Genomic DNA, 23,305 nt, shown 5'->3' with positions numbered 1-23,305 from the left:
GCCCACGCTCTAGAATCATCGGCATCGAACCACGGACTGCCGTTGCCATGAGCCAACCCCTGCACGTCATCATCCTCGCCGCCGGCGCCGGCAAGCGCATGAAGTCGGTGCTGCCGAAGGTGCTGCAGCCGATCGCCGGCGAGCCGATGCTGGCACACGTGATTGCCGCAGCACGCGAGCTGGAACCGGCGGCGATCCACGTGGTCTACGGCCATGGCGGCGAAGCCGTGCGGCAGTACTTCGCCGGCCAGCAGGACCTGCAATGGGCCGAACAGGCACAGCAGCTCGGCACCGGCCATGCGGTCGCGCAGGCCATGCCGCAGGTGCCCGATGCCGCACAGGTGCTGGTGCTGTATGGCGATGTGCCGCTGATCCGCGCGCAGACCCTGCGCGACCTGCTGGCGCAGCCAGGCCGGCTGGCGGTGCTGGTGGCCGAGGTGGACGACCCGACCGGCTATGGCCGCGTGCTGCGCGACGCCGAAGGCAAGGTGGGTGCGATCGTCGAGCAGAAGGATGCCAGCGACGAGCAGCTGCGCGTGCGCATCATCAACACCGGCATCATCGCCGCGGAATCCACCGCGCTGCGCCGCTGGCTGTCGCAGCTGTCCAACAGCAACGCGCAGGGCGAGTACTACCTGACCGACGTGTTCGCCTTCGCCGCACACGAGTACACCCCGGCCGAGATGGCGCTGGTGGCCGACGCGCAGGAAGCCGAAGGAGCGAACGATCCTTGGCAGCTGTCGCAGCTGGAGCGTGCCTGGCAGCGTCGTGCGGTACGTGCATTGTGCGCGCAGGGCGCGCGCGTGCGTGATCCGGCGCGGCTGGACATCCGCGGTACCGTCACCGTCGGCAGCGACGTGCTGATCGACGTCGACGTGGTGCTGGAAGGCAACATCGTGCTCGGTGACGGCGTCACTGTTGGTCCGTTCAACCGGCTGAAGGATGTCAACCTCGGGCCGGGCACCGAAGTGCGCGCGCATTGCGACCTGGAAGGCGTGGTCACCGAGGGCGCGGCGCAGATCGGCCCGTTCGCGCGCCTGCGCCCAGGCACCGTGCTGGCCGATGGTGTGCACGTCGGCAACTTCGTTGAGACCAAGAAGGTCACGCTGGGTGTGGGCAGCAAGGCCAACCACCTGACCTATCTGGGCGATGCCGTGATTGGCAGCAAGGTGAACATCGGTGCCGGCACCATCACCTGCAACTACGACGGGGTGAACAAGTCGACCACCACCATCGGCGACAACGCCTTCATCGGCTCCAACAGTTCGCTGGTGGCGCCGGTGACCATCGGCGACGGCGCGACCATCGCCGCCGGTTCGGTCATCACCCGCAATGCGCCGGACGGCAAGCTGACACTGGCACGTGCACGACAGGAAACCATCGATGGCTGGAAGCGCCCGCTCAGGAAGTCCTGAGCCCCGCATTCCGCACGCCGATGAACTCGGCGTGCTGCCGGGCATCGAGCAGCGCGCCGGCGAGGTGTTGAAGGGCCATGAGGCCTATCCGGTGTTCGCCGGCCATGGGCTGGACCTGCAGACGCTGCAGGACGGCCTTGAACGCCGGCAACTGTGGGTGGTGGATGCGGCTGACGGCAGCATCGCCGGCTATCTGCTTGCCGGCGAGCTGGCCGGTGAGTTCCACGTAGTGCAGATGGATGTGGACCCGGCGCATGCGCGTCGTGGCCATGGCCGCGCGTTGCTGCGGCATGCATTGGCAGACGCCCGCGCGGGGGGCTACCGCTCCGCTGTGCTGACCACCTTGTCCGATGTGCCGTGGAATGCAGCCTTCTATGCCAGCGAAGGATTCGTCATCGTGCCGGAAGTGGAGTGGGGCGCGGGTCTGCAGGCAGTGATGGCCGAAGAGGCCGCCCTGGGGTTTCCTATGCATCTGCGCGTGGCAATGCGGCAGATCTGGTAGGTGCCGACCTTGGTCGGCACATCCACGCATGGCGTGGATCTACCCCATCGGCCTACTCAACCCACCGGCAACAGGATCGACACGCACAACCCGCCATCACCGCGATTCTGCAGTGACACGCGTCCGCCGTGCGCCTCCACGATCTCGCGCGTCAGCGCCAGCCCCAACCCGGTGCCATTGCGCTTGGTCGAATAGAACGGCATCAGCGCGTTCTGCAGCACCTGCTCGTTCATGCCCTTGCCGCGATCCAGCACATCCAGGCGCAGCCACTGCGGCAGCCGCGTCAGCTGCACCTGCACATCGTCGTTGGGCGGATCGGCTTCGGCGCAGGCTTCGTGCGCATTCTTCAGCAGGTTCAGCAGCGCCTGGCCGAACTGCGCGATGTCGATGCGGCTGCTCAGTTCTTCGTCCGGCTCGCGATCCATGGTGAACGGAATCTGCTGGCGCAGGCTGGACAGGAACGGTGCCCAGTGCACGGTCTGCAGCTGCGGCTGTGGCAGCTTGGCAAAACGCGCATAGCCGCGGATGAAGCCTTCCAGATGGCGCGCGCGGTCTTCGATGGTGGTGAAGATCTCCGGCAGCCGGTCGAAGCGCTCGCGCTGTACCAGAACGCCGCCGGAATGGGCCAGCGAGGCAATCGGTGCCAGCGAATTGTTCAGTTCGTGGCTGATCACCCGGATCACCTTCTTCCAGGTCTGCACTTCCTGCCGCCGCAGTTCGGCAGTCAGCAGGCGCACCAGCAGCAGGTCATGCGGGCGACCGTTGAGCTGGAACGCGCGGCGCGAGAGGTGGTAGACCTGCTCGTCATCTTCATCACCGTCCTCGCCTTCGGCATGCACCGCGAACAGGCTGTCGCCGCCCCGGGCGATGGCATCGCGCAGCTCCACCGGCACCTGCTCCAGCACGTCCTCCAAACGCTGGCCTTCCAGCTTCCAGCCGCCGTGCAGCAGCTTGCGCGCGGCCAGGTTGGAGAACACCACGCGGGCGATGCCATCGCCGCCGGAAGCGATCAGCAGCATCGCCACCGGCGTGTTCTGCACCATGGTGTCCAGCAGCAGTTCGCGCTGCACCAGGCCCTGCCGCTGCGCACGCAGCACGTCGCCCAGTTCACGGTGGGCCTGCACCAGGTCGCCCAGTTCATCATTGCCCGGCCAATGCACGCCGAAGTTGTACTCGCCATCGCGGTAGCTGCTGGTGGTGCCGGACAGGGCGCGCATCAGCGAACGCACCGGTGCCGTCGCGCGGCGCAGCGTCCACCACATCAGCGACAGCAGGATCAGCGCCGATACCGTGGTCACCACCCAGCCATGGTCCATCCAGTAGGCCAGCAGCCACGGCAACGCGGCGGCCAGCGCCAGCACCGGCAGCAGGCGCAGGAACAGGCGGAAGGTGAAGGAGCGCCGCTTCATTCGCGTGGAATACCGTGGCGGTCCATGCGCCGGTACAGCGCCTGGCGGCTCAGGCCGAGTTCGGCAGCGGCCTGTGCGATGACGCCATGGTTGCGCGACAGCACGTCCTCGATGCGTGCACGGTCGGGATCATTGCCGGTGCTGGGCGCAGGCCGCGGCGCGGCCGTGGCGCGGGGCAGGTTGAGGTCGGCAACGTCGATGTGGTTGCCGGTGGCCAGCAGCTCGGCGCGCTGGATCACATTGCGCAGTTCGCGCACGTTGCCCGGCCAGGTGTGCCGCTGCAGGGCGGTGACTGCAGTGCCGCTCAGCGGCTTGCCTGCGCTCAGGAAGCGCTCGGCCAGCGGCACGATGTCACCGGGGCGCTCGGCCAGCGGTGGCAGCACCAGCTCGACGGTGTTGAGGCGGTAGTAGAGGTCTTCGCGGAACGTGCCGTCGCGGATCATCGCCGGCAGGTCGGCATTGGTCGCGCTGACCACGCGTACCTTGACCTGGCGTTCGCGGTTGGAGCCAAGGCGTTCAAAGCGGCCGGTCTCCAGTACACGCAGCAGCTTCATCTGCCCGCCCAGTGACAGGTTGCCGATCTCATCGAGGAAAAGAGTGCCGCCGTCGGCAGCTTCGAACTTGCCTTCGCGGGCCTTGGTCGCGCCGGTGTAAGCGCCGGCCTCGGCACCGAACAGCTCGGCTTCGATCAGTTCGGAGGGCAGGGCACCGCAGTTGACCGCCACGAACGCGCCCCTCGCGACCAGCGAATTGGCCTGGATGATCTGCGCGATCTTTTCCTTGCCGGCACCGTTGGGGCCGGTGATCAGCACCGGCAGTTCCGAGCGCGCGACCTGGCAGGCCAGGGTGACCACACGCTCGCTGGCCGGATCGGCGACCACCGCACCGCACAGGTCGTACTTCTCTTCCAGCGCGTTGCGCTGGCGCAGTTCGCGCGCGCGCCGGCGGTCCAGCTCGCGGCGTGCCTCGGAAAGTTCCAGCAGGTTGTTGACCGTGGTCATCAGCTTGCGGTCGTCCCACGGCTTGGCCAGGTAGTCGGCAGCACCGGCCTTGACCAGGTCCACTGCGCTGCTCAGGTGGGTCCAGGCCGTGAGCAGGATCACCGGCAGGTCGGGGTGGCGTGCGCGGATCTGCGCGAAGAGCGCTTCGCCTTCCTCACCGGAGGTGGTGTCCTCGCTGAAATTCATATCCTGGATGACCAGGTCGATCGGCTGTGATTCGAGCAGCGCCAGCCCGTCGGCGGGCGTCTGCGCCTGCAGCGTGTCGATGTCGTGCAGGGAGAACAGCACGTCCAGCGCGGTGGCCACGCTGGCGTTGTCGTCGATGATCAGGATCGCAGGCATCAAGCGGTTCTGCAGAAAGGGATGGGCGGCGCCGATGGAGCCGTTCGTGTCCACGCACCGGGAGAGCCCGGCGCCACCCATCAAGCATAGCCAAACCCGTGGCTGTGCAGGAGCGGCGGCCGCTCAGCGCCGGGGCCGGGCCGGGGGTGCCGGCGGCGCAGGCGGCGGTGGCGCGTCCAGCGCCTGGCGCCATGCCGCCGCGTCGACGGCCACCGTCAGTTCGCGCTTGTCGCGGCGCAGCAACAGATAGGCAGTGGACGCGTAGGAATGGCGCAGGGCCACGGCCAGATGTTCAACCCGGCGCACCGCCGTGTCGTCCACGCGCAGGATGCGGTCGCCGCTGCGCACGCCGAAGCGCGCTTCGGGGCTGGCGGCGTCCACATGCACCTGGCCCTCGGTCGAGCGCAGTGACAACCGCGCTCCCTCCTGACGCCATTCCAGCGTCTGCGCGCTGCCAGCGCCGGCCAGCGCCGGCAGTGGCAACAACAGCAGGCCTAGAAGCGCTTCGCAGGCGCGCATCTCACGCGCCCCGCGTGGCGACCGCAGGCGGTACCGCCGCGGCACGCCGCGCCGGCCCGAACACGGCGATCTGGCCCAGCACCCACAGCAGCAGCGCACCCAGCGGCAGGTAGTACAGGGGCATGCGCGGCAGCTCGTACAGGTTCATCAGGGCCAGGTTGATGGCGTAGGCCGCCAGCATGCCCAGCACGATGCCCAGCGTGGCCAGCAGGAAGTTCTCGGTCTGGAAGTAGCGCAGGATCTGCCCGCGGGTAGCGCCGAGTGCGCGGCGGATGCCGATCTGCTTGCTGCGCTGCTGCACCCAGAAGCTGGCCAGGCCGATGATGCCCAGCGCGGTGACCACCAGCAGCGAGATGCTGACGGTGATCAGCAGGCCGACCATCGCGCGGTCGTTCTTGAAGAAGTCCTTGCGCTGGTCTTCATAGGTCAGCTTGTCGCGCATCAGCCGGTTGGGATCGTTGCGCTCCAGCGCGGCGGCACCGGCGTCGAGCACGTCCTGGCGGCGTTCCGGCGCAGTCCGCAGCACGTACGTGCCCCCCTTGTCGAAGGTGGTGCGGACCGGCAGCAGCATCGAGTTGGTCCAGTTGTCGCTCCAGCCATTGGGCGTGCTGAGGGTATCGACGATACCGACCACATGCAGCGACTGCTTGCCCATGTAGTAGGTCTTGCCCAGTGCGCTGCCGTTGGGTTCCATCTTGGCGGCAGTGGCCTGGGTGAAGATGACCGGGATGGCCTTTTCCTTGGGGCCGCCCTTGCTGACGTCTTCGAAGTTCTGGTACTCGTCGGGCAGGAAATCACGGCCTGCGATCAGGTTGATGCCCATCGTGGCCAGCCCGTTCTCGGACAGGATGTACATCGAGGCGTTGGTGGTTGGCCGTTCCTGGTCGATCACGCGCGAGATGCTGCTGCTGGAGGAGCCGTTGCGGAAGGGGACCTGGTTGATGATGGTGACGTTGCTGACGCCGGGAATGGCGCGCAGCGATGCCAGGTCTTCGCGGGTGCGGGCCAGTGCGTCGGTCTGCTTGCCGATGCCACTGACGCGCAGCATCACCAGTTCGTTCTCGGCGATGCCGCTGGGCATGCTGATCTTCTCCACGCGCTGGCTGACCAGGAACAGCGCGTTGCAGACGATGGCGCAGGTCAGTGCGACTTCCAGCACGATCAGGGCAGCGGCGGTCTTGTGCCGGCGCAGCGTGCTGAGGATGGGGCGGATGTCCATGGGAGTCCTCGTTCGGATGCTTACTGCGACTTGAGCTGGATGGCCGGGGTGACCTGCATGGCGCGCCAGGCGGGCAGGAAACCGGCGGCGAGGCTGGCGAACAGGGTCAGGCCCAGTGCGAGCAGCAGCATGTTGCCGTCCAGGTGGGCGAGCTTGGCGTACTCCACTGGTTGCTGGCGCACCGCGAACAGGCCGAGCAGGGCCAGGCCGATGCCCAGCACGCCGCCGACCACGCCGACCGCGCCGGCTTCCACCAGGCACTGCAGGAAGATCTGGCCGCGGCTGGCGCCGAGCGCACGACGCACGCCGATCTCACCGCTGCGGCGCAGGAACTTGGCCAGCAGCAGGCCCACCGTGTTGACCAGGCAGACCCCGAGGAAGCCCAGCGCCAGCCACAGCTGCAGGCGCACGTCGCTGGGGACCGCACCATTGAAGTCCAGCCATTCCATCACGGTGCGCAGGCGCACGTTCGGCGGATGCTTGAAGCGGCCGGCCTCGCGCTGCTGGGTCGAATAGTTCTCCAGGTAGCGGCGGTAGTCGCCAGCCTTGGCCGGGTCGATCTCCACCCAGTACTGCAGCCACGCGCACGGCGCATTGAGCGAGTAGCTGTTGCCGTCGGGATTTTCGCCGAAGCAGTTCATGTTGCCGTTGTTGCCGAGCTTCAGGTCGAACGAGGTGGAGATCGGCAGCAGCAGGTCTTCGTTCTTGCCGTAGCTGCCGGTGGTCAGGTCATAGAAGTGCGGCTCCGGGCTCCATTCCTTCATCACGCCGACGATGCGGTAGCTCTGGCCTTCCATGCGCAGGTCGCGGCCCACGCTGTTGGCGCCCTGGTACAGCTTGTCGTTGAGCGCCTTGGAGATGACCACCACGCGTGCGCGGCCTTCATCGTCCTCCCGCGTCCACGGCCGGCCGTACTGCATGGGCACCTCGAACATCGGGAAGAAGTCGGCCGAGGTCCAGCGGGTGTCGATGCTGAAGGGCTTGAGGGTGCTGTTGTCCGGCTCGATGGTGCCGCCGCCGCCACTCATCAGCGCCTGGCGTTCGCCCTTGGCTTCGCGCAGCAGCGCTTCACCGTCGAAGCGGGTCAGCTGGGTTTCCGGCTCTTCGCCGGCAACGTAGGCGCCGGTCGCGGCATCGAGCTGCACGTAGAACAGGCGGTCGCTCTTGCCGGGAATCGGGTCACCGGACAGCACGTGGAACACGGTCAGCGTGGTCATCGAGGCGCCGATGCCGAGCGCGATGGCGATCACCATCAGCGCGGTCAGGACCTTGTTGCGGCGGAAACTGCGCGCCGCCAATCGGGCGTAGTAGGCGAACATGGTCGGGCCCTCACTCGTTGACGGCGACGATGTGGCGCGGCGTGGCCAGCACCGGCTCACGCACCAGGTCGGTCACCTGGCCGTCGACGATGTGCACGTTGCGCTGCGCGCGCGCGGCCAGTTCCGGGTCGTGGGTGACCATCACGATGGTGGTGCCAGCGGCATTGATCTCCTCCAGCAGCTCCATCACGCCACGCGCCATCTGCGTATCCAGGTTGCCGGTCGGTTCGTCGGCCAGCAGCAGGCGCGGGCTGCCGGCCAGGGCGCGCGCGATCGCCGCACGCTGCTGCTGGCCACCGGACAGCTCGTTCGGATAGTGCTTCATGCGCGAGCCGAGACCGACCTGGGTCAGCGCCTTCTCGATGCGTTCGCGGCGCTCGTTGGCGCTCATCTTGCGGTAGCGCAGCGGCACGTCGACGTTGTCGAACAGGTTGAGGTCGGGGATCAGGTTGAAGCCCTGGAAGATGAAGCCGATCTTCTGGTTGCGCAGGCGGCTGCGGGCGTCGTCGCCCAGCGTGCTCACGTCCTGGCCGTCGAGCATGTAGGTGCCGCTGGTGAAGGTTTCCAGCAGGCCGGCAATGTTGAGGAAGGTGGTCTTGCCGGAGCCGGACGGGCCGGTGACGGCGACGAACTCGCCTTCCCTGACCTGCAGTTCCAGCGAGCGCAGTGCGTGGGTTTCCACCTGTTCGGTGCGGAAGACCTTGGCGACCGAACGCATTTCGAGCATGTACATGGGGTGTCCTCTCTCCAGGATTCAGGGTTCAGGTATCAGTTGACGGAGACGCGTTCGGCGTCCTTGAACAGGTCGCTGCCGGAGACCACGATGCGGTCACCCGGTTGCACACCCGACTTGATTTCGACTTCGCCCAGGCTGCTGACGCCCAGTTCCACCGGACGGCGCACGGCGGTGCGGCCATCCATCACGTAGGCCATGCCGTTGCCCTGTTCGACGAACGGGCCGCGCTCGACCTTCAGCACGTTCTTGCGGGTATCGAGCAGCACGCGCACCGACATCCGCTGGCTCTGGCGCAGGCCTTCCGGCTGCGCGCTGGCAAAGCGCACGCGGGCGTTGACTTCGCCGTTGACCACCTCCGGCGACACCGCGCTGATCTCGCCCGGGAACGGCTGGCCGTTGCCGCCGGTCAGCTGCGCCGGCATGCCGATCGCCAGGTCGCGGGCGAAGCTTTCCGGCACCTTGATCTCGACTTCGAACTTGGACAGGTCGACCACGCCCAGCACCGGCGCGTTGGCGGCCAGGTTGGTGGACTGCACCGCCTGCACCTGGCCGACCTGGCCATCGAACGGAGCGCGCAGCGTCAGTGCATCGACCTGGCGCTGCACTTCGGCCACCACGGCCTTCTGGCGATCGGCCAGCAGCCGCTTGTTGCGCGCATCCAGGTCGGCGCCCTGGCTCTGCAGGCGCGCATCGGTGGTGGCGTTGGCCAGGGTGATGTCGGCCTTCTTCAGCGAGTCCTTGGCCTTGGCCAGGTCGATCTGCGGCACCGCACCGCCGTCGTAGCCGCGCTGGTAGCGCTGCAGATCGCGGTCGGCGGCCTGCCGTTCAATGGTGGCCTGGTCGGTTTCCTTGCGCGACTTGGCGCGGGCCAGGGTCGCATCCAGCGCGGCGCGGCTGGCCTCGGCTTCCAGGCCGGCCAGGGTGGCCTGTTCCTGGGCCAGCTTGCTGCGCAGTTCCGGGCTGTCGATGATCGCCAGTTCCTGGCCCTTCTTGACCACGTCGCCGGCGACCACCTTCAGGTCCACGGTGCCGGCCGAGATCGCATACAGGATCGGGCTGTTGGCGGCGATCACCCGGCCGTCGGCCGCGATGTCACGCACCAGGTCGCCACGCTTCACTTCGGCGATGCGCACGCGGCTGCTGTCGTAGGAACGGCTGGCATTGGACCAGGCGTGCACCGCCCAGCCGATGCCAGCGAGCAGGGCAATGGCGCCCAGCGCCGGCCAGCGGTAGCGATGCCAGTGGGCGCGCGGCGCGCTGGCCGGGGTGGAGGAAACGATCTGGTCCTGTGCGGAAGTGTCGCGGATCATCGGGAGCGTGCCTGACGGTGGTAGCCAGTACCAAGCACGTAGCGTGCCAACTTTATTTCCTTTCCCATCAATGGGTTGGGTAAGTGGTTGCAGTGTCCGGGTGTCCGCGGACACCTTTCCGGACACTTTCATTAAGCGGACAGGAGGGGGAAGCCGGACACGCAGGCTAGAATGCGCCGAACGTCTTCAAGGAAACGCGTGACATGTGTGGAATCGTGGGTGCGATCGCTGATCGCGACGTAGTGCCGGTGCTGATCGAAGGCCTGAAGCGGCTGGAGTACCGTGGTTACGATTCCTCCGGCATCGCGGTGATCGACCAGGCCGAGCGCTCCGAGGTGCGCCGCGTGCGTCGTACCGGTCGCGTGTCGGAAATGGCGATGGCGGCCGAGGCCGAGGGCTTCAACGCGGTGCTGGGCATCGGCCACACCCGCTGGGCCACCCATGGCGGCGTCACTGAAGCCAATGCGCATCCGCACATCAGCCAGGGCGTGGCGCTGGTGCACAACGGCATCATCGAGAACCACGAAGAACAGCGCGAGAAGCTGATCGCACTGGGCTACACCTTCGAATCGCAGACCGATACCGAAGTCATCGCGCACCTGATGCACCATCACCTGAAGAGTGGCGATGACCTGCTGGTGGCGCTGCAGCACACGGTGAAGGAACTGACCGGTGCCTACGCGCTGGCCGTGGTCAGCCGCGCCGAGCCGGAACGTTTCGTCTGCGCACGCATGGGCTGCCCGCTGCTGATCGGCCTGGGCGAGGGCGAGAACTTCGTCGCCTCCGATGTCTCGGCCGTGATCTCGGCCACCCGCAAGGTGATCTTCCTGGAAGAGGGCGACACCGCCGAGATCCGCCGCGACGGCGTGCGCATCTTCGACGAGCACGACCAGCCGGTCGAGCGCGACGTGCATCTGTCCGATGTGTCGCTGGCCTCGCTGGAACTGGGCCCGTATCGCCACTTCATGCAGAAGGAAATCCACGAGCAGCCGCGCGCGCTGGGCGACACCATCGAGGCGGCAATCGACGCCGGTGGTTTCCCGGCCGAGCTGTTCGGCAAGAACGCCGAAGCGGTGCTGTCGGGCATCGAAGGCGTGCAGATCATCGCCTGTGGCACCAGCTACTACTCCGGCCTGACCGCGCGCTACTGGATCGAGGCCATTGCTGGCCTGCCGTGCAGCGTGGAAATCGCCAGCGAGTACCGCTACCGCGCCGCGTATGCCAACCCGAAGCATCTCATCGTCACCATTTCCCAGTCCGGCGAAACGCTGGATACGATGGAAGCACTGAAGTACGCCAAGTCGCTGGGCCACAAGCACACGCTGTCGATCTGCAACGTGCCCGAAAGCGCGATTCCGCGCGCCAGTGAACTGGTCTGCTATACCCGGGCCGGCGCCGAGATCGGCGTGGCCTCGACCAAGGCGTTCACCACCCAGCTGGCCGCGCTGTTCCAGCTGACCGTGGTGCTGGGCAAGCTGAAGGGCCGCATCGATGCGGCACAGGAAGCGGACTACCTGGAGCAGCTCCGCTTCCTGCCGGGCAGCGTGCAGCACGCACTGAACATGGAGCCGCAGATCGCGGCCTGGGCCGAGCGTTTCGCGCGCAAGAGCAGCGCGTTGTTCCTCGGCCGCGGCCTGCACTACCCGATCGCGCTGGAAGGCTCGCTCAAGCTCAAGGAAATCTCCTACATCCACGCCGAAGCCTACCCGGCCGGTGAGCTGAAGCATGGCCCGCTGGCACTGGTGGACGAGGACATGCCGGTGGTGGTGATCGCGCCCAACGACAGCCTGCTGGAGAAGGTGAAGTCGAACATGCAGGAAGTGCGCGCCCGTGGCGGCGAGCTGTTCGTGTTCGCCGACCAGGACAGCAATTTCAACGAGTCCGAAGGCGTGCATGTGATCCGCACGCCGCGCCATGCCGGCGTGCTCAGCCCGATCGTGCACACCATCCCGGTGCAGCTGCTGGCGTACCACACCGCACTGGCGCGCGGCACCGACGTGGACAAGCCGCGCAACCTGGCCAAGAGCGTGACGGTGGAGTAAGGCCGTCTGCGCCAAGGGTGGGATGCTGCAAGCGAAGGGGCCCCGTGTGGGCCCCTTTCGTTTGCGCCGGTGACCGTGGCAAGTGGGACAGCCGTCGGCTGTTCTGTCCGCCGTCGGCAGGCCGCGATCAATCTTTAATGCGCAATGCCGCCTGTATTCAGCGGCGGTTTCAGCCGCGGTGCCATTCTCTGGATCGTCGCTTGGTTCCCACGACGAACTGTCCTATCGATGCCGGTAGTGACCGAAGGTCGCAGTCGTAGAATCGATTTGACCGAGGCATGGGCTGAGCGGTTGAACCCGCCTCGTTCGCGTTGCAGCACGTCGTCTGCCGATTTTTTTCCAGCGGCAGGCGGGTGCGCCAGACGTGCGCTGAAAGGTCTGTTCCCGGGGAGGGGGCGTATCGGAAGAGCACACTTTTTTGACTTCAGTGACCTGCACCAGGAAACAAGAATGAACGTCCGCGAACTCCTGCAATCCAAGAAAGAAGCTGTCATCACCATCGACGCCGAAGACACCATCGGTGCCGCCGCCCACAAGATGAGCGCGAACAAGATCGCTGCGCTGGTGGTGATGAAGGACGATGCCCCGGTCGGCATCATTTCCGAGAAGGACATCGTGCGCACCCTGGCCGACGACGGCCCGCAGGCCGGTCGCCGGGTGATTTCCAGCGTGCCGACCACCGGCCTGGAAGGCATCGCGCCGGAGGCCACGCTGAAGCAGGCCATGTCGTTGATGACGTACTCGCGGCGCCGTCATCTGATGGTCACCGACGGCACCCGCCTGGTCGGCATCCTCAGCCTGGGCGACATCGTGAAGAACCTGTTGGGCGAGCTGGAGCTGGAAAAGGCGGTGCTTCAGGACATCTACATGGCGGCGCACTGAAGGTTGCAGTGCTGGAAGCAGAGAAGCCGGGCATTGCCCGGCTTCTTCGTTCACGGCATCGGTGAAATCAGAACGTGACCTTCACCGAATCGGCGCTGTAGTTCGCCGGGCCGTGATAGACCACTTCGATGTTGTTGCCGTCCGGGTCGAGCACGAAGGCGCCGTAATAGCCCGGATGGTAGGGGCGTTCGCCCGGCGCGCCGTTGTCGGTACCGCCAGCAGCGATTGCGGCGGCGTGGAAGGCATCGACGGTGGCGCTGTCGCGCGCCTGGAAGGCCAGGTGGTGGCGGCCGGTCAGCTGGCCGGCGGCGGCCTCGCTGCTGGCACTGGAAATGAACAGCTCGTCGGCCCAGAAGTAATCATCGCCTTCACCGGCCACCGGGATGCCGATGGTGTCGAACACCGCCTGGTAGAAGCGGCGGCTGGCCGCCAGGTCACGCACCACCAGCTGGATGTGGTCGATCAGGCGGCCACGGTGCAGTTCCATCGTTTCCATACGAGCCTCGCAAAAAAGGGGACGGAGGGGATCAAGTCGCTTCCGGCCCCATCGTGCCATGAATGTTGGAGGAGGGCCGCCGGGCATGGCCCGGCGTTACCGGAACGGCGCCGCTTTTTGTGGGTCAGTTGGCGATGATCTCGACCCAGTAGCCGTCCGGGTCCTTGATGAAGGCCAGGTTCTTCATGCGGCCGTCGGTCAGGCGCTTCTGGAAGGTCACGCCCAGGTCTTCAAAACGTTGGCAGGCGGCCTCGATGTCCGGCACCGACACGCAGATGTGGCCGAAGCCGCGCGGGTCGCTGTTGCCGTCGTGGTAGACCGCGCCGTCCTGGGTCTCGGTGCCGTGGTTGTGGGTCAGCTCCAGCACGCCCGGCAGGCCGGCCATCCACAGGCGGCGCTGGGCATCGTCTTCCGGCACCACCGCGCCGGCCGGCACGTAGGCCAGGAAGTACAGGCTGAACTGGGCTTCCGGGAAATCGCGCTTGTCGATCAGCTGGTAGCCCAGTACGCGGGTGTAGAAGTCCAGCGAAGCGGTGATGTCCTTGACCCGCAGCATGGTGTGGTTGAACACGAAGCCGGTGGTCTCGGCCGGGGCCTGGGCGGCGACGCCGGGGACATCGCGCAGGGCGGGAATGGTCATGGGGGAGGTCCTTCAGACAGGGCCGTTGCCGGCCGGATGGTGCCATTCTACCGGCCAGCACCTGACGGCACCGCGACGTACAATGGCCGGATCGCACCGTTCCGTCCTCACAACGATTGACCGCCATGTCGCAGCGTGAATGGGTGGCCGCCGCCATCCGCAAGATCGAAGCCGATTTCAACCGCTCTGCGGACACCCACCTGATCCCGCTGGCGCTGCCCGGGTTCAAGGGCATCGACCTGTACCTGAAGGACGAATCGAGCCATCCCACCGGCAGCCTCAAGCACCGCTTGGCGCGCTCGCTGTTCCTGTACGCGCTGACCAATGGCTGGCTGCGCGAAGGGCGGCCGGTGATCGAGGCCTCCAGCGGTTCGACGGCGGTGTCCGAGGCCTACTTCGCGCGCCTGTTGGGCGTGCCGTTCATCGCGGTGATTCCGGCCACGACCTCGCCGGAGAAGATCGCGGCGATCGAATTCCATGGTGGCCGCTGCCACCTGGTCGAGCGCGCCTGCGACCTCAACTGCGACTCGGAAAAGCTGGCCCGCGAAACCGGCGGCCACTTCATGGACCAGTTCACCTATGCCGAGCGCGCGACCGACTGGCGTGCCAACAACAACATCGCCGAATCCATCTTCAAGCAGATGGCCGAGGAGCCCAGCCCGGTTCCGGAATGGATCGTATGCAGCCCCGGCACCGGCGGCACCGCGGCGACGCTGGGCCGCTATGTCAGTTACCGCCGGCACGACACCCGCATCCTGTGCGCGGACCCGGAAGTGTCGGTGTTCTTCGATGGCTACCAGGCGGCCGTGGCCGGCGATCAGGACTGGCGCGGCCTGACCTGCAGCGGCGGCTCGCGCGTGGAAGGCATTGGCCGGCCGCGGGTGGAGCCGAGCTTCATCCCGACCAGTGTCGATGCGATGGTGAAGGTGCCCGACGCGCTGAGCCTGGCCGCGATGCGCCATGTCAGCCGCCAGCTCGGCCGCCGCGTCGGTGGTTCCACCGGCACCAACTTCATCGGCGTACTGCAGGCCGCACAGTGGATGCGCGAGGCCGGTCACCACGGCAGCATCGTCAGCATCCTGTGCGACAGCGGCGAGCGTTACGCGCAGAGCTATTACGACCCGGCGTGGTACGTGCGGCAGGGCATTGATGTCGAGCGCGCCGATGCGCAGCTGGCGGCAGCGGTGGCCGGGCAGGGCTTGCCCGAACTGCCGTGGAGCAGCCTGGAAGCGCTGTAGCGCTTGCGTAGCGTCGAGCCATGCTCGACTGCTTCTGGCCTCTTGCTGCCGGGGTCATGAATCCGGAACGGAGAGCCGTCGAGCATGGCTCGACGCTACATACTCAGTATCCCGCCGCGGTGAACGCATCCAGCACCGCATCACGCAAGGCATCGGGCAACGCCTCGATGTCCATCGCGCGATCATCCAGGTGCAGGCTCGGGTCCAGGCCGCTGGCGCGGCCCTGGGCCAGTGCCTGCAGCCACAGCAGCACGCAGATCACGAACTCGCGCTCATGGCCCAGCTGAAGCTGGCTGGCACCACGTTCGATCACCTCGAACGGATACCACTCCTGCGTGTCGTTGAAGGTGCCACCCTGCTGAAGCACGGCCTGCAATTGCTGCAGGTGGCGTGGCGCGTCATCGCCGGCATCGCACAGTGCGGCGATCCAGGTCAGCTCGGCGGCGCTGGCGGACAGCGCCAACGACCCGGCGATTGGGGCGGATGCAACTGCAGCCAGACCTTCCATGTGGGGCCTCGTTCGGTACCTACCGCTGCGGACTCCCCCGCAACCAGAGCTTCGGCGGCGGACCGTAAGGCCGACGTGAATGCTGGCCCATGCCCCCTTGTCAGCCACGCCCGCCAGCGCCATATGTACAAGGCTGCCCGCTTGCCGGGCCCGTACCCTGGAGATCTGCCGTGACCGTTGCCAACCCCCTGCTCGATTTCTCCGGCCTGCCGCGTTTCGAGGCGATCCGCCCCGAGCACGTGGCGCCGGCGCTGGATGTGCTGCTGGCCGAGGCCGAAGCGGCCGTCAGCGCCGCCGAGCAGGTGCAGCCGGTGCGCTGGGAGACCTTCGTCGCCCCGCTGGACGACGCCACCGAGCGCCTGTGGCGCGCCTGGGGCCTGGTCGGCCACCTGCAGGGCGTGGTCAACACCCCGGAACTGCGTGAGGCCTACAACAGCAACCTGCCGCGGGTGACCCGCTTCGCCAGCGCGCTGGGCCAGAACCTGGCGCTGTACCGCCAATACCAGGCGCTGGCTGCCAGCCCGGAGGCCGCAGGTTTCGACGAGGCCCAGCGCAAGGTGCTGGACAACACCCTGCGTGATTTTCGCCTGGGCGGTGCCGAGCTGGCACCCGAGGCGCAGCAGCGCTTCGCAGAGATCAAGGAGGAACTGTCGGCACTGTCGGCGAAGTTCTCGCAGAACGTGCTCGACGCCACCGATGCGTGGTCGTTGATCATCGAGGATGAGGCACGCCTGGCTGGCGTGCCGGACGACGTGAAGGCGGCCGCGCATGCGGCAGCGGAAAAAGACGGCAACAAGGGCTGGAAGCTGACCCTGCAGATGCCGTGCTACCTGCCGGTGCAGACCTGGGGCGAAGACCGCGATCTGCGCGAGATCCTGTATCGCGCCAGTGCGCAGCGTGCCTCCGAATTCGGCGACGACGCGCTGGACAACAGCGGCAACATCGACCGCATCCTGGCCCTGCGCGCTGAACTGGCCGCGTTGCTCGGCTTCGGTTCCTATGGCGACTATTCGGTGACGACCAAGATGGCGCAGGACCCGGCCGAAGTGCTGGGTTTCCTGCGCGACCTGGCCGCACGTGCCAGGCCGTTCGCGGCAAAGGACCGTGCCGAGCTGGAGCAGTTCGCCCGCGAACAGTTGGGCATCGAGCAGCTGCAGGCCTGGGACCTGGCCTTCGCCGCCGACCGCCTGAAGCAGGCGCGCTACAGCTATTCCGAGCAGGAAGTGAAGCAGTACTTCACTGAGCCGAAAGTGCTGGGTGGCTTGTTCTCGGTGATCGAGCAGCTGTACGGCCTGCGCGTGCAGCCGGACAGCGCGCCGGTGTGGCACGAGGACGTGCGCTTCTTCCGCCTGGTCGATGCGCAGGGTGCGCTGGTCGGCCAGTTCTACCTGGACCTGTATGCGCGCGAAGGCAAGCGCGGTGGCGCGTGGATGGATGATTGCCGCAACCGTCGTGCGCGTGCCGATGGCAGCGTGCAGACGCCGCTGGTCTACCTGGTGTGCAACTTCGGCCGTGGTGCCAACGGCAAGCCGGCCACTTTCAGCCACAACGAAGTGACCACGCTGTTCCATGAAATGGGCCATGGCCTGCACCAGTTGTTGACCCGCATCGGCGAACTGGGCGTGGCCGGCATCAATGGCGTGGAATGGGATGCGGTGGAACTGCCCAGCCAGTTCATGGAGAACTTCTGCTGGGAGTGGGACCACCTGCAGGGCATGACCGCGCACGTGGACAGCGGCGAGCCGCTGCCGCGCGCGCTGTATGAGCGCATGCTGGCCGCGCGCAATTTCCACAGCGGCATGGCGACCGTGCGCCAGCTGGAGTTCGGTCTGTTCGACATGCTGCTGCACAGCCAGTTCGAACCGGCGCAGGACAGCGTGCTGGCGCTGCTTGATCGCGTGCGCGCGGAAGTGGCGGTGAATCATCCGCCGGCCTGGAACCGCTTCCCGCACCAGTTCAGCCATATCTTCGCTGGCGGCTATGCGGCCGGTTACTACAGCTACAAGTGGGCCGAGGTGCTCAGCGCCGATGCCTATGCGGCGTTCGAGGAAGCACCGCAGGAACTGGCTGAAACCGGTGCGCGCTTCCGCGATGAGATCCTGTCACGCGGCGGCAGCCGCCCGGCGGCGGAGAACTTCAAGGCCTTCCGTGGCCGCGCACCGCAGATCGACGCGCTGCTGCGCCATTCGGGTATGGCGTAACGCCTTGGTAGGTGCCAACCTTGGTTGGCACTTGCTGGCAATGGTGCGGACCGAGGTCCGCACCCACCGAAGAGCGGTGCTCTATTCGGCGTAGATCATCTTCCGGGTCATGCCACCGTCCACGATGAAGTCCTGGCCGGTGGTGAAGCCGGACAGCGACGACAGCAGGTACACCGCCAGCGCGCCGATGTCCTCGGGGCGACCAACACGGCCGACCGGGTGCTGGGCGTGATCGGTGGCCGCGTAGTCGGGTTCGTGGCGCCGCGACGGCGCCTGCCAGGCCGTGGTACCGATCCAGCCCGGGCTGATGCTGTTGACCCGCACCGCCGGGCCGGCGCTGATCGCCAGCGCGTGGGTGAAGGCGACCAGCCCACCCTTTGCCGCGGCATAGGCCTCACTGTGCGCTTCGGATTGCCAGGCGCGGGTGGAGGCGATGTTGATGATGGCCCCCGCCGTGCTGGCCGACAGTGCCGGCAGCGCATGCTTGCTGCACAGGAATGCACCGTGCAGCGAGGACAGGCGGCGCTGCCACTCGTCCCAGCCCATGTCCTGCAGCAGGGTGCCGTGCGGGCCGGCGATGCCCGCATTGTTGACCAGTCCGTCGATACGACCGAAACGCTGCAGGGCCACGGCGATGAAGTCGCGCACGCTGGCTTCGTCGGTGATGTCCAGGCGCTGGAAGGCGGCGTCATCGCCGCGCTGCCATTCGTCGAGGCAGGCCTGTCCCGCCTCCATGTCCAGGTCGCCGATCAGCACGCGTCCCCCGGCACCGAGCACGGCCTGGGCGATGCCGCGGCCGATGCCGTTGGCACCCCCGGTGACCAGCACCCCCTTTCCCGACAGCGGCGCGGCCGGCCAGGCAGCAATGGGCGGCACGCGGCTCATGACAGGTCGTCGCCACGCAGGCGGCGGTACCAGCCGTCCACGCCGATGCGGTCCAGCGTCTGGATGTTGCGCTCGACGATCACGTCCGGGTCTGGATAGACGTCCACCGCGCGTGCCACGCTGTCTTCGCGCAGCAGGTGCAGGGTCGGGAATGGTGCGCGGTTGGTGTAGTTGCTGGCGTCGTCCGCAGCCACGCCTTCGAACTGGTAGTCCGGATGGAAGCTGGCGACCTGCAGGATGCCCTGCAGGTCCAGCGCTTCGATCGCCGCATCGGCGTTGTCGAGGAAGTCGTTGTAGTCGAGGAAGTCGGTCAGCACCTGCGGGTGCACGATCAGCGTGGTGTCGATCTGCTCGGCCGGCGTGTCACGCAGCAGCACCAGCTCCTCGGCCAGCTGCTCGACCAGGGCTTCGGCTGTGGTCGCATCGCTGAGCACGAAACGGACCTGGTCCTTCACGTACACCGCCTTGGCGAACGGGCACAGGTTCAGGCCGATGACGATGCGCTCCAGCCATAGCCGGGTAGCGGCGATCGGGTCATCGGTGGGCAGGTGGGCATCGGTCATGGCGGGCACGTCGGCTGGCGGGGGCGGACATTGTAGGCAGTGTGCCGCTGCTGCGCTGTTCACTGTGCAGGAACTGGACAGTCGCCATGCTCGAAACTCCCGCCGATTCAATCGCTTGCGGGCCATCGATGGATGGCCGATTGCCTGCCGCGGGCGGCGGGCGTGGAATGGGCACACGACACAGGAGGACACCCATGACTGCATCTTCCCCGTGGCTGCCGGACGCCCTTTGGGCCGGCGCCATCTTCGATGGCCACTGGCAGGCGGCCACGCAACGGCAGCCGGTGATCGAGCCCGCCACCGGCCACGCGCTCGGCGAGATCGGCCTGGCCGATCCGGCGCAGGTGGCGCGCTCGGCGGCGGCCGCTGCGCAGGCGCAACAGGCGTGGGCGGCGGCGGCGTACGAGCAGCGCGCGGAGGTGCTGCGCAAGGCGGCACGCCTGGCCGAAGAAAACATCGACACCCTGGTCGAGTGGCTGGTGCGCGAAAGCGGCTCGACCCGGCTCAAGGCGGGCTTCGAGGCCAAGGTCACCATCAAGGCCCTGCACGAGGCGGCGGCGCTGCCTTCACGCAGTACCGGCGAGATCCTGCCGTCCGAGCCCGGCCGGTTGAACCTGGCGCGGCGCCGGCCCCTGGGCGTGGTCGGGGTCATCTCGCCCTTCAACTTCCCGCTGTACCTGGCCATGCGCGCGGTGGCGCCAGCGATCGCGCTGGGCAACGCGGTGGTACTCAAGCCGGACCCACGCACGGCGGTATGTGGCGGGGCGGTGATCGCACGGTTGTTCGAGCAGGCCGGCCTGCCAGCAGGGGTACTGCACATGCTGCCCGGTGATGGCGCGGCCGGTGCCGCGCTGACCAGCGATCCGCACGTGGCCATGATCCAGTTCACCGGCTCCACGGCGGCCGGGCGCAAGGTCGGCGAAGCGGCGGGCAAGCACCTGAAGAAAGTCTCGCTGGAGCTGGGCGGCAAGAACGCGCTGATCATCCTCGACGATGCCGATCTTGACCTGGCGGTGGCCAATACCGCGTGGGGCGTCTACCTGCATCAGGGCCAGATCTGCATGGCGACCGGCCGCGTGCTGGTGCACCGGAAGATCCACGCCGCGTTCCTGCAGAAGCTGGTGGCCAAGGCCAACTCGCTGAAGGTGGGCGATCCGGCGCGCGAAGACGTGGCGATCGGCCCGCTGATCAATGCCGGCCAGCGTGACCACGCTGCGCGCGTGGTCGAGCAGGCGGTGCAGGCCGGTGCCTCGCTGGAAGCCGGCGGCACGCATCGCGATCTGTTCTTTGCGCCGACCGTGCTTGGCAACGTCTCTGCCGACAATCCTGCATTCAACGAAGAGATCTTCGCGCCGGTGGCGGTGGTGGTGCCGTTCGACGATGACGACCAAGCCGTGCGCCTGGCCAATGACAGCGAGTACGGCCTGTCGATGGCCATCGTCTCCAGCAACGTCGGGCGCGCGCTGAAGCTCGGTGAGCGGCTGCGCACCGGCCTGCTGCATATCAACGACCAGACCGTGAACGACGAAGTGATCAATCCCTTCGGTGGCGTCGGTGCATCCGGCAACGGCACCAGCATCGGCGGCCCCGCCAACGTGGAAGAGTTCACCCAATGGCAGTGGTTGACCGTCAAGGGCGAAGCGCCCGCTTACCCGATCTGATCGAAGGAGCAATGCGATGAGCAGCAGCACGACAACACGCGAGATCACCGCTGCCGTGGTCCGCGGCAAGGAACAGCCCTTCGTCATCGAGCAGGCGCAGCTGCGCGGCCCGCAGGACGATGAGGTGGTGGTGAAGGTGATCGCCACCGGCCTGTGCCACACCGATCTGATCGTGCGCGATCAGTACTACCCGGTGCCGTTGCCAGCGGTACTGGGCCACGAAGGTGCCGGCATCGTGGAAGCGGTCGGCCCCAACGTGAAGGAACTGAAGGTCGGTGATCACGTGGTGCTGACCTATGGCGCCTGCGGTCACTGCAATCCGTGCCGGGGCGGTCATGGCGCCTACTGCAAGGACTTCTTCGCGCTGAACTTCGGCGGCGATGACGGTCACGGCCATACCGCCATCACCGATGCGCAGGGCCAGCCGCTGCACGATCACTTTTTCGCGCAGTCGTCGTTCGCGACCCATGCGCTGGCGCGCGAGATCAATGCGATCAAGGTGCCCGACGATGCACCGCTGGAACTGCTGGGCCCACTGGGCTGCGGTATCCAGACCGGTGCTGGCGCGGTACTCAACTCGCTGCAGGTACGCTCGGGCAGCAGTTTCGCCAGCTACGGTGCCGGCGCGGTCGGCTTGAGCGCGGTGATGGCGGCCAAGGTGGCCGGTGCCACCACCATCATCGCCATCGATGTGGTGCCGTCGCGGCTGGACCTGGCGCTGGAGTTGGGCGCCACCCACGTGGTCAACAGCCGCGAGACCGATGTGGTCGAGGCCGTGCGTGCGATCACCGGCGGGGGTGCTGATTTTGCGCTGGAATCGACCGGTCGCCCGGAGGTGCTCTCTGCCGGTATCGAAGCACTGGCAGGCTTGGGCATGATGGGCGTGGTCGGCGCACCAAAGCTGGGCACCACCGCCAGTTTCGATGTGAACAACCTGTTGCTGGGCGGCCGCAGCATCCGCGGCATCGTGGAGGGTGACAGCGTGCCGCAGGTGTTCATTCCGCAGCTGGTGACGCTGTTCCAGCAGGGCCGCTTCCCGTTCGACAAGCTGGTGAAGTTCTACCCGCTGGAGCAGATCAACCAGGCGGCCGAGGACAGCACGAAGGGCATCACCCTGAAGCCGATCCTGCGCATCGCAGCGTAACGGGCATCGGTAGTGCCGGCCGCTGGCCGGCAAACCTTACGCGATGGGGTCGGATCCGTTTTCCAAAGGAAAACGGCTCTGACCCCGTGTTTGAACCGCCGGCGGAAACGTTCCGTTGCCCAGACGTAACGTGGCGTTGCCGCTGGCGGGTGTACGCTGCCTCCATGATCGCCACGACCGTCGGGCAACAGCAGCTGGTAGCGGCACGCGCGGCCTTCGCCGAGGGCGATGCGCGTTCCTTGAGCGTGTTGCCGTTGCCGTTGCAGCAGTCGTGGCTGCGTTCGCGCGCGGCCGGCCTGCAACCCGGGCAGGAGCCGGTCTACCGGCCACTGCAGGGCGATGGCCGGCATCTGTCAGAGCGCGACGACCGTCGCCTGGCACGCTGCGTGCAACCGGAGCTGGAGCAGCTGTGGGCCGCCTTTGGCGGACGCGGCTGGACCATGTTCTGCGCCAACCGCGAGGGCATGGTGATCGCGCAGCAGGCCCATGGCCTGGAAGACGCACCGCTGCTGCGGCCGATCCAGGTCGGGCGGCGGTTGGGCGAGAGCGAGATCGGCACCACCGCGCCGGCGGTCAGCCTGGCCGATGACCTGCCTGCGCTGGTGCGCGGCAACGAGCATTACCTCCAGCGTTTCGCGCCGGTGTTCTGTCTCAGCGAGCCTTTGCACGATCTCGACGGGCAGGTCTGCGGCGTGATCGATATCACCGGGCTGGGCGAGCGCGATCCCTCATTGCTGCAGGGCTATTTTCGGCAGGCCGCACTGGCCAGCGAGAACCGGCTGTTCCACACGCTTGCCGATGTGCACCTGCTGGCGCTGCAGCACGATCCGCGCTGGCTGGGGTCCCCGTTACAAGGGTTGCTGGCAGTGCAGGAGGACGGCCAGCTGCGCGCGGCCAACCGTGTTGCCCGCCGCCTGCTGGGCCTGCCGCGGCGCGGGCCCTTGCCGTTGCTGAGCCTGGAGGCGGTGTTTGCCGGCGCCAGTGCCGCACAGCGGCGACGCCTGCTGCAGCCGGGGGCGCCGCATCGGGTCCGGCTGGGCGAGGGCAGTGCGGTCTACCTGCAGCATCTGCAGGCACCGCGAAAAGTTGCCGGTCGCAGCGCGCAACGGCCTTCACCGGCGACGCTGTCGGCCCCGCTGCTGCGCGACCAGCAGCGGGAGGCGGCGCGCCGTGCGGCGCAGGCAGCGGACGGCAATCTCAGCCTGGCCGCTCGCCAGCTGGGCATCTCACGCACCACGCTGTACAAGCTGCTGCGCGGTTGATCGGGCGGGAC

General features: G+C 67.1%; 21 protein-coding genes. 9 read left to right on the top strand and 12 right to left on the bottom strand.

Translation table 11 applies throughout. The features are described from left to right. The first annotated feature begins 47 nt into the window (after positions 1–47). Both glmU and ACMZPQ_RS11115 read left to right on the top strand, forming a co-directional pair. Positions 48–1,415, top strand: coding sequence for a bifunctional UDP-N-acetylglucosamine diphosphorylase/glucosamine-1-phosphate N-acetyltransferase GlmU (gene glmU, locus ACMZPQ_RS11120; RefSeq protein WP_197580918.1), 1,368 nt, complete (start codon positions 48–50; stop codon positions 1,413–1,415). Beyond that, the gene (locus ACMZPQ_RS11115) at positions 1,384–1,917 is read left to right on the top strand and encodes a GNAT family N-acetyltransferase (RefSeq protein ID WP_197580917.1); all 534 of its coding nucleotides are present in this window, start codon (positions 1,384–1,386) and stop codon (positions 1,915–1,917) included. The genes glmU and ACMZPQ_RS11115 overlap by 32 nt, the downstream gene beginning before the upstream one ends. 56 nt (positions 1,918–1,973) lie before the next feature. On the opposite strand, the gene ACMZPQ_RS11110 is transcribed toward ACMZPQ_RS11115, so the two are convergent. The 7 genes from ACMZPQ_RS11110 to ACMZPQ_RS11080 all read right to left on the bottom strand — a co-directional run bounded on the left by ACMZPQ_RS11110 (position 1,974) and on the right by ACMZPQ_RS11080 (position 9,772). Then, positions 1,974–3,326 (bottom strand): sensor histidine kinase, encoded by a 1,353-nt coding sequence (locus tag ACMZPQ_RS11110; protein WP_107231937.1) that lies wholly within the window; start codon positions 3,324–3,326, stop codon positions 1,974–1,976. After that, complete coding sequence (locus ACMZPQ_RS11105) at positions 3,323–4,669, bottom strand: sigma-54-dependent transcriptional regulator (protein WP_197580916.1); 1,347 nt, start codon at positions 4,667–4,669, stop codon at positions 3,323–3,325. Before ACMZPQ_RS11105 ends, ACMZPQ_RS11110 begins: the two co-directional genes overlap by 4 nt. 123 nt (positions 4,670–4,792) lie before the next feature. Then, the gene (locus ACMZPQ_RS11100; protein ID WP_197580915.1) at positions 4,793–5,188 is read right to left on the bottom strand and encodes a PDZ domain-containing protein; all 396 of its coding nucleotides are present in this window, start codon (positions 5,186–5,188) and stop codon (positions 4,793–4,795) included. Between the two features lies 1 nt (position 5,189). After that, positions 5,190–6,407: an FtsX-like permease family protein gene (locus tag ACMZPQ_RS11095; RefSeq protein WP_197580914.1), complete on the bottom strand. Its 1,218-nt coding sequence runs from the start codon at positions 6,405–6,407 to the stop codon at positions 5,190–5,192. A 20-nt stretch (positions 6,408–6,427) separates the two neighbouring features. Continuing rightward, positions 6,428–7,726, bottom strand: a complete 1,299-nt coding sequence (locus tag ACMZPQ_RS11090) for an ABC transporter permease (RefSeq protein WP_197580913.1) — start codon at positions 7,724–7,726, stop codon at positions 6,428–6,430. A 10-nt stretch (positions 7,727–7,736) separates the two neighbouring features. After that, complete coding sequence (locus ACMZPQ_RS11085; RefSeq protein ID WP_197580912.1) at positions 7,737–8,459, bottom strand: ABC transporter ATP-binding protein; 723 nt, start codon at positions 8,457–8,459, stop codon at positions 7,737–7,739. A gap of 35 nt (positions 8,460–8,494) precedes the next feature. Further along, positions 8,495–9,772, bottom strand: a complete 1,278-nt coding sequence (locus ACMZPQ_RS11080) for an efflux RND transporter periplasmic adaptor subunit (protein ID WP_197580911.1) — start codon at positions 9,770–9,772, stop codon at positions 8,495–8,497. Between the two features lie 203 nt (positions 9,773–9,975). Here ACMZPQ_RS11080 and glmS point away from each other — a divergent pair, with 203 nt between their 5' ends. Next, on the top strand, positions 9,976–11,814 hold the full coding sequence (glmS, locus tag ACMZPQ_RS11075; protein WP_197580910.1) for a glutamine--fructose-6-phosphate transaminase (isomerizing): 1,839 nt from the start codon (positions 9,976–9,978) through the stop codon (positions 11,812–11,814). 450 nt (positions 11,815–12,264) lie between these two features. Further along, positions 12,265–12,696 (top strand): CBS domain-containing protein, encoded by a 432-nt coding sequence (locus ACMZPQ_RS11070; protein ID WP_107231946.1) that lies wholly within the window; start codon positions 12,265–12,267, stop codon positions 12,694–12,696. Between the two features lie 67 nt (positions 12,697–12,763). Here ACMZPQ_RS11070 and ACMZPQ_RS11065 read toward each other — a convergent pair whose 3' ends face one another. Both ACMZPQ_RS11065 and gloA read right to left on the bottom strand, forming a co-directional pair. Then, entirely contained in the window at positions 12,764–13,192 is a 429-nt protein-coding gene (locus ACMZPQ_RS11065) for a VOC family protein (RefSeq protein ID WP_197580909.1), read from the bottom strand. Positions 13,193–13,316: 124 nt separating this feature from the next. Then, positions 13,317–13,832 carry a lactoylglutathione lyase gene (gene gloA, locus ACMZPQ_RS11060; protein WP_197580908.1) on the bottom strand — a complete coding sequence of 172 codons (516 nt, stop codon included), beginning with the start codon at positions 13,830–13,832 and terminating at the stop codon, positions 13,317–13,319. A 125-nt stretch (positions 13,833–13,957) separates the two neighbouring features. On the opposite strand from gloA, the gene ACMZPQ_RS11055 reads away from it, so the two are divergent. Then, on the top strand, positions 13,958–15,070 hold the full coding sequence (locus ACMZPQ_RS11055; protein ID WP_197580907.1) for a PLP-dependent cysteine synthase family protein: 1,113 nt from the start codon (positions 13,958–13,960) through the stop codon (positions 15,068–15,070). Between the two features lie 103 nt (positions 15,071–15,173). On the opposite strand, the gene ACMZPQ_RS11050 is transcribed toward ACMZPQ_RS11055, so the two are convergent. Next, positions 15,174–15,578: a hypothetical protein gene (locus tag ACMZPQ_RS11050; protein ID WP_197580906.1), complete on the bottom strand. Its 405-nt coding sequence runs from the start codon at positions 15,576–15,578 to the stop codon at positions 15,174–15,176. Between the two features lie 170 nt (positions 15,579–15,748). Here ACMZPQ_RS11050 and ACMZPQ_RS11045 point away from each other — a divergent pair, with 170 nt between their 5' ends. After that, positions 15,749–17,779 (top strand): M3 family metallopeptidase, encoded by a 2,031-nt coding sequence (locus tag ACMZPQ_RS11045; RefSeq protein ID WP_197580905.1) that lies wholly within the window; start codon positions 15,749–15,751, stop codon positions 17,777–17,779. A gap of 81 nt (positions 17,780–17,860) precedes the next feature. Here the strand turns inward: ACMZPQ_RS11045 and ACMZPQ_RS11040 are convergent, their stop codons facing one another. Further along, the gene (locus ACMZPQ_RS11040; protein WP_197580904.1) at positions 17,861–18,664 is read right to left on the bottom strand and encodes an SDR family oxidoreductase; all 804 of its coding nucleotides are present in this window, start codon (positions 18,662–18,664) and stop codon (positions 17,861–17,863) included. Beyond that, entirely contained in the window at positions 18,661–19,227 is a 567-nt protein-coding gene (locus tag ACMZPQ_RS11035; protein ID WP_197580903.1) for a DUF1415 family protein, read from the bottom strand. The genes ACMZPQ_RS11040 and ACMZPQ_RS11035 overlap by 4 nt, the downstream gene beginning before the upstream one ends. A 194-nt stretch (positions 19,228–19,421) precedes the next feature. Here ACMZPQ_RS11035 and ACMZPQ_RS11030 point away from each other — a divergent pair, with 194 nt between their 5' ends. From ACMZPQ_RS11030 to ACMZPQ_RS11020, 3 genes are all read left to right on the top strand, one after another. Next, the gene (locus ACMZPQ_RS11030) at positions 19,422–20,888 is read left to right on the top strand and encodes a benzaldehyde dehydrogenase (RefSeq protein ID WP_197580902.1); all 1,467 of its coding nucleotides are present in this window, start codon (positions 19,422–19,424) and stop codon (positions 20,886–20,888) included. Between the two features lie 16 nt (positions 20,889–20,904). Then, positions 20,905–22,032, top strand: a complete 1,128-nt coding sequence (locus ACMZPQ_RS11025) for a zinc-binding dehydrogenase (protein ID WP_197580901.1) — start codon at positions 20,905–20,907, stop codon at positions 22,030–22,032. Between the two features lie 164 nt (positions 22,033–22,196). Then, positions 22,197–23,294: a helix-turn-helix domain-containing protein gene (locus tag ACMZPQ_RS11020; protein WP_197580900.1), complete on the top strand. Its 1,098-nt coding sequence runs from the start codon at positions 22,197–22,199 to the stop codon at positions 23,292–23,294. The last annotated feature ends 11 nt before the right edge of the window (positions 23,295–23,305 follow it).

This window comes from Stenotrophomonas maltophilia (genome assembly GCF_047497515.2).
Taxonomy (GTDB): domain Bacteria; phylum Pseudomonadota; class Gammaproteobacteria; order Xanthomonadales; family Xanthomonadaceae; genus Stenotrophomonas.
Note: the sequence above shows the minus strand (reverse complement) of the source record. Positions and strands in the feature narration are given on the sequence as shown.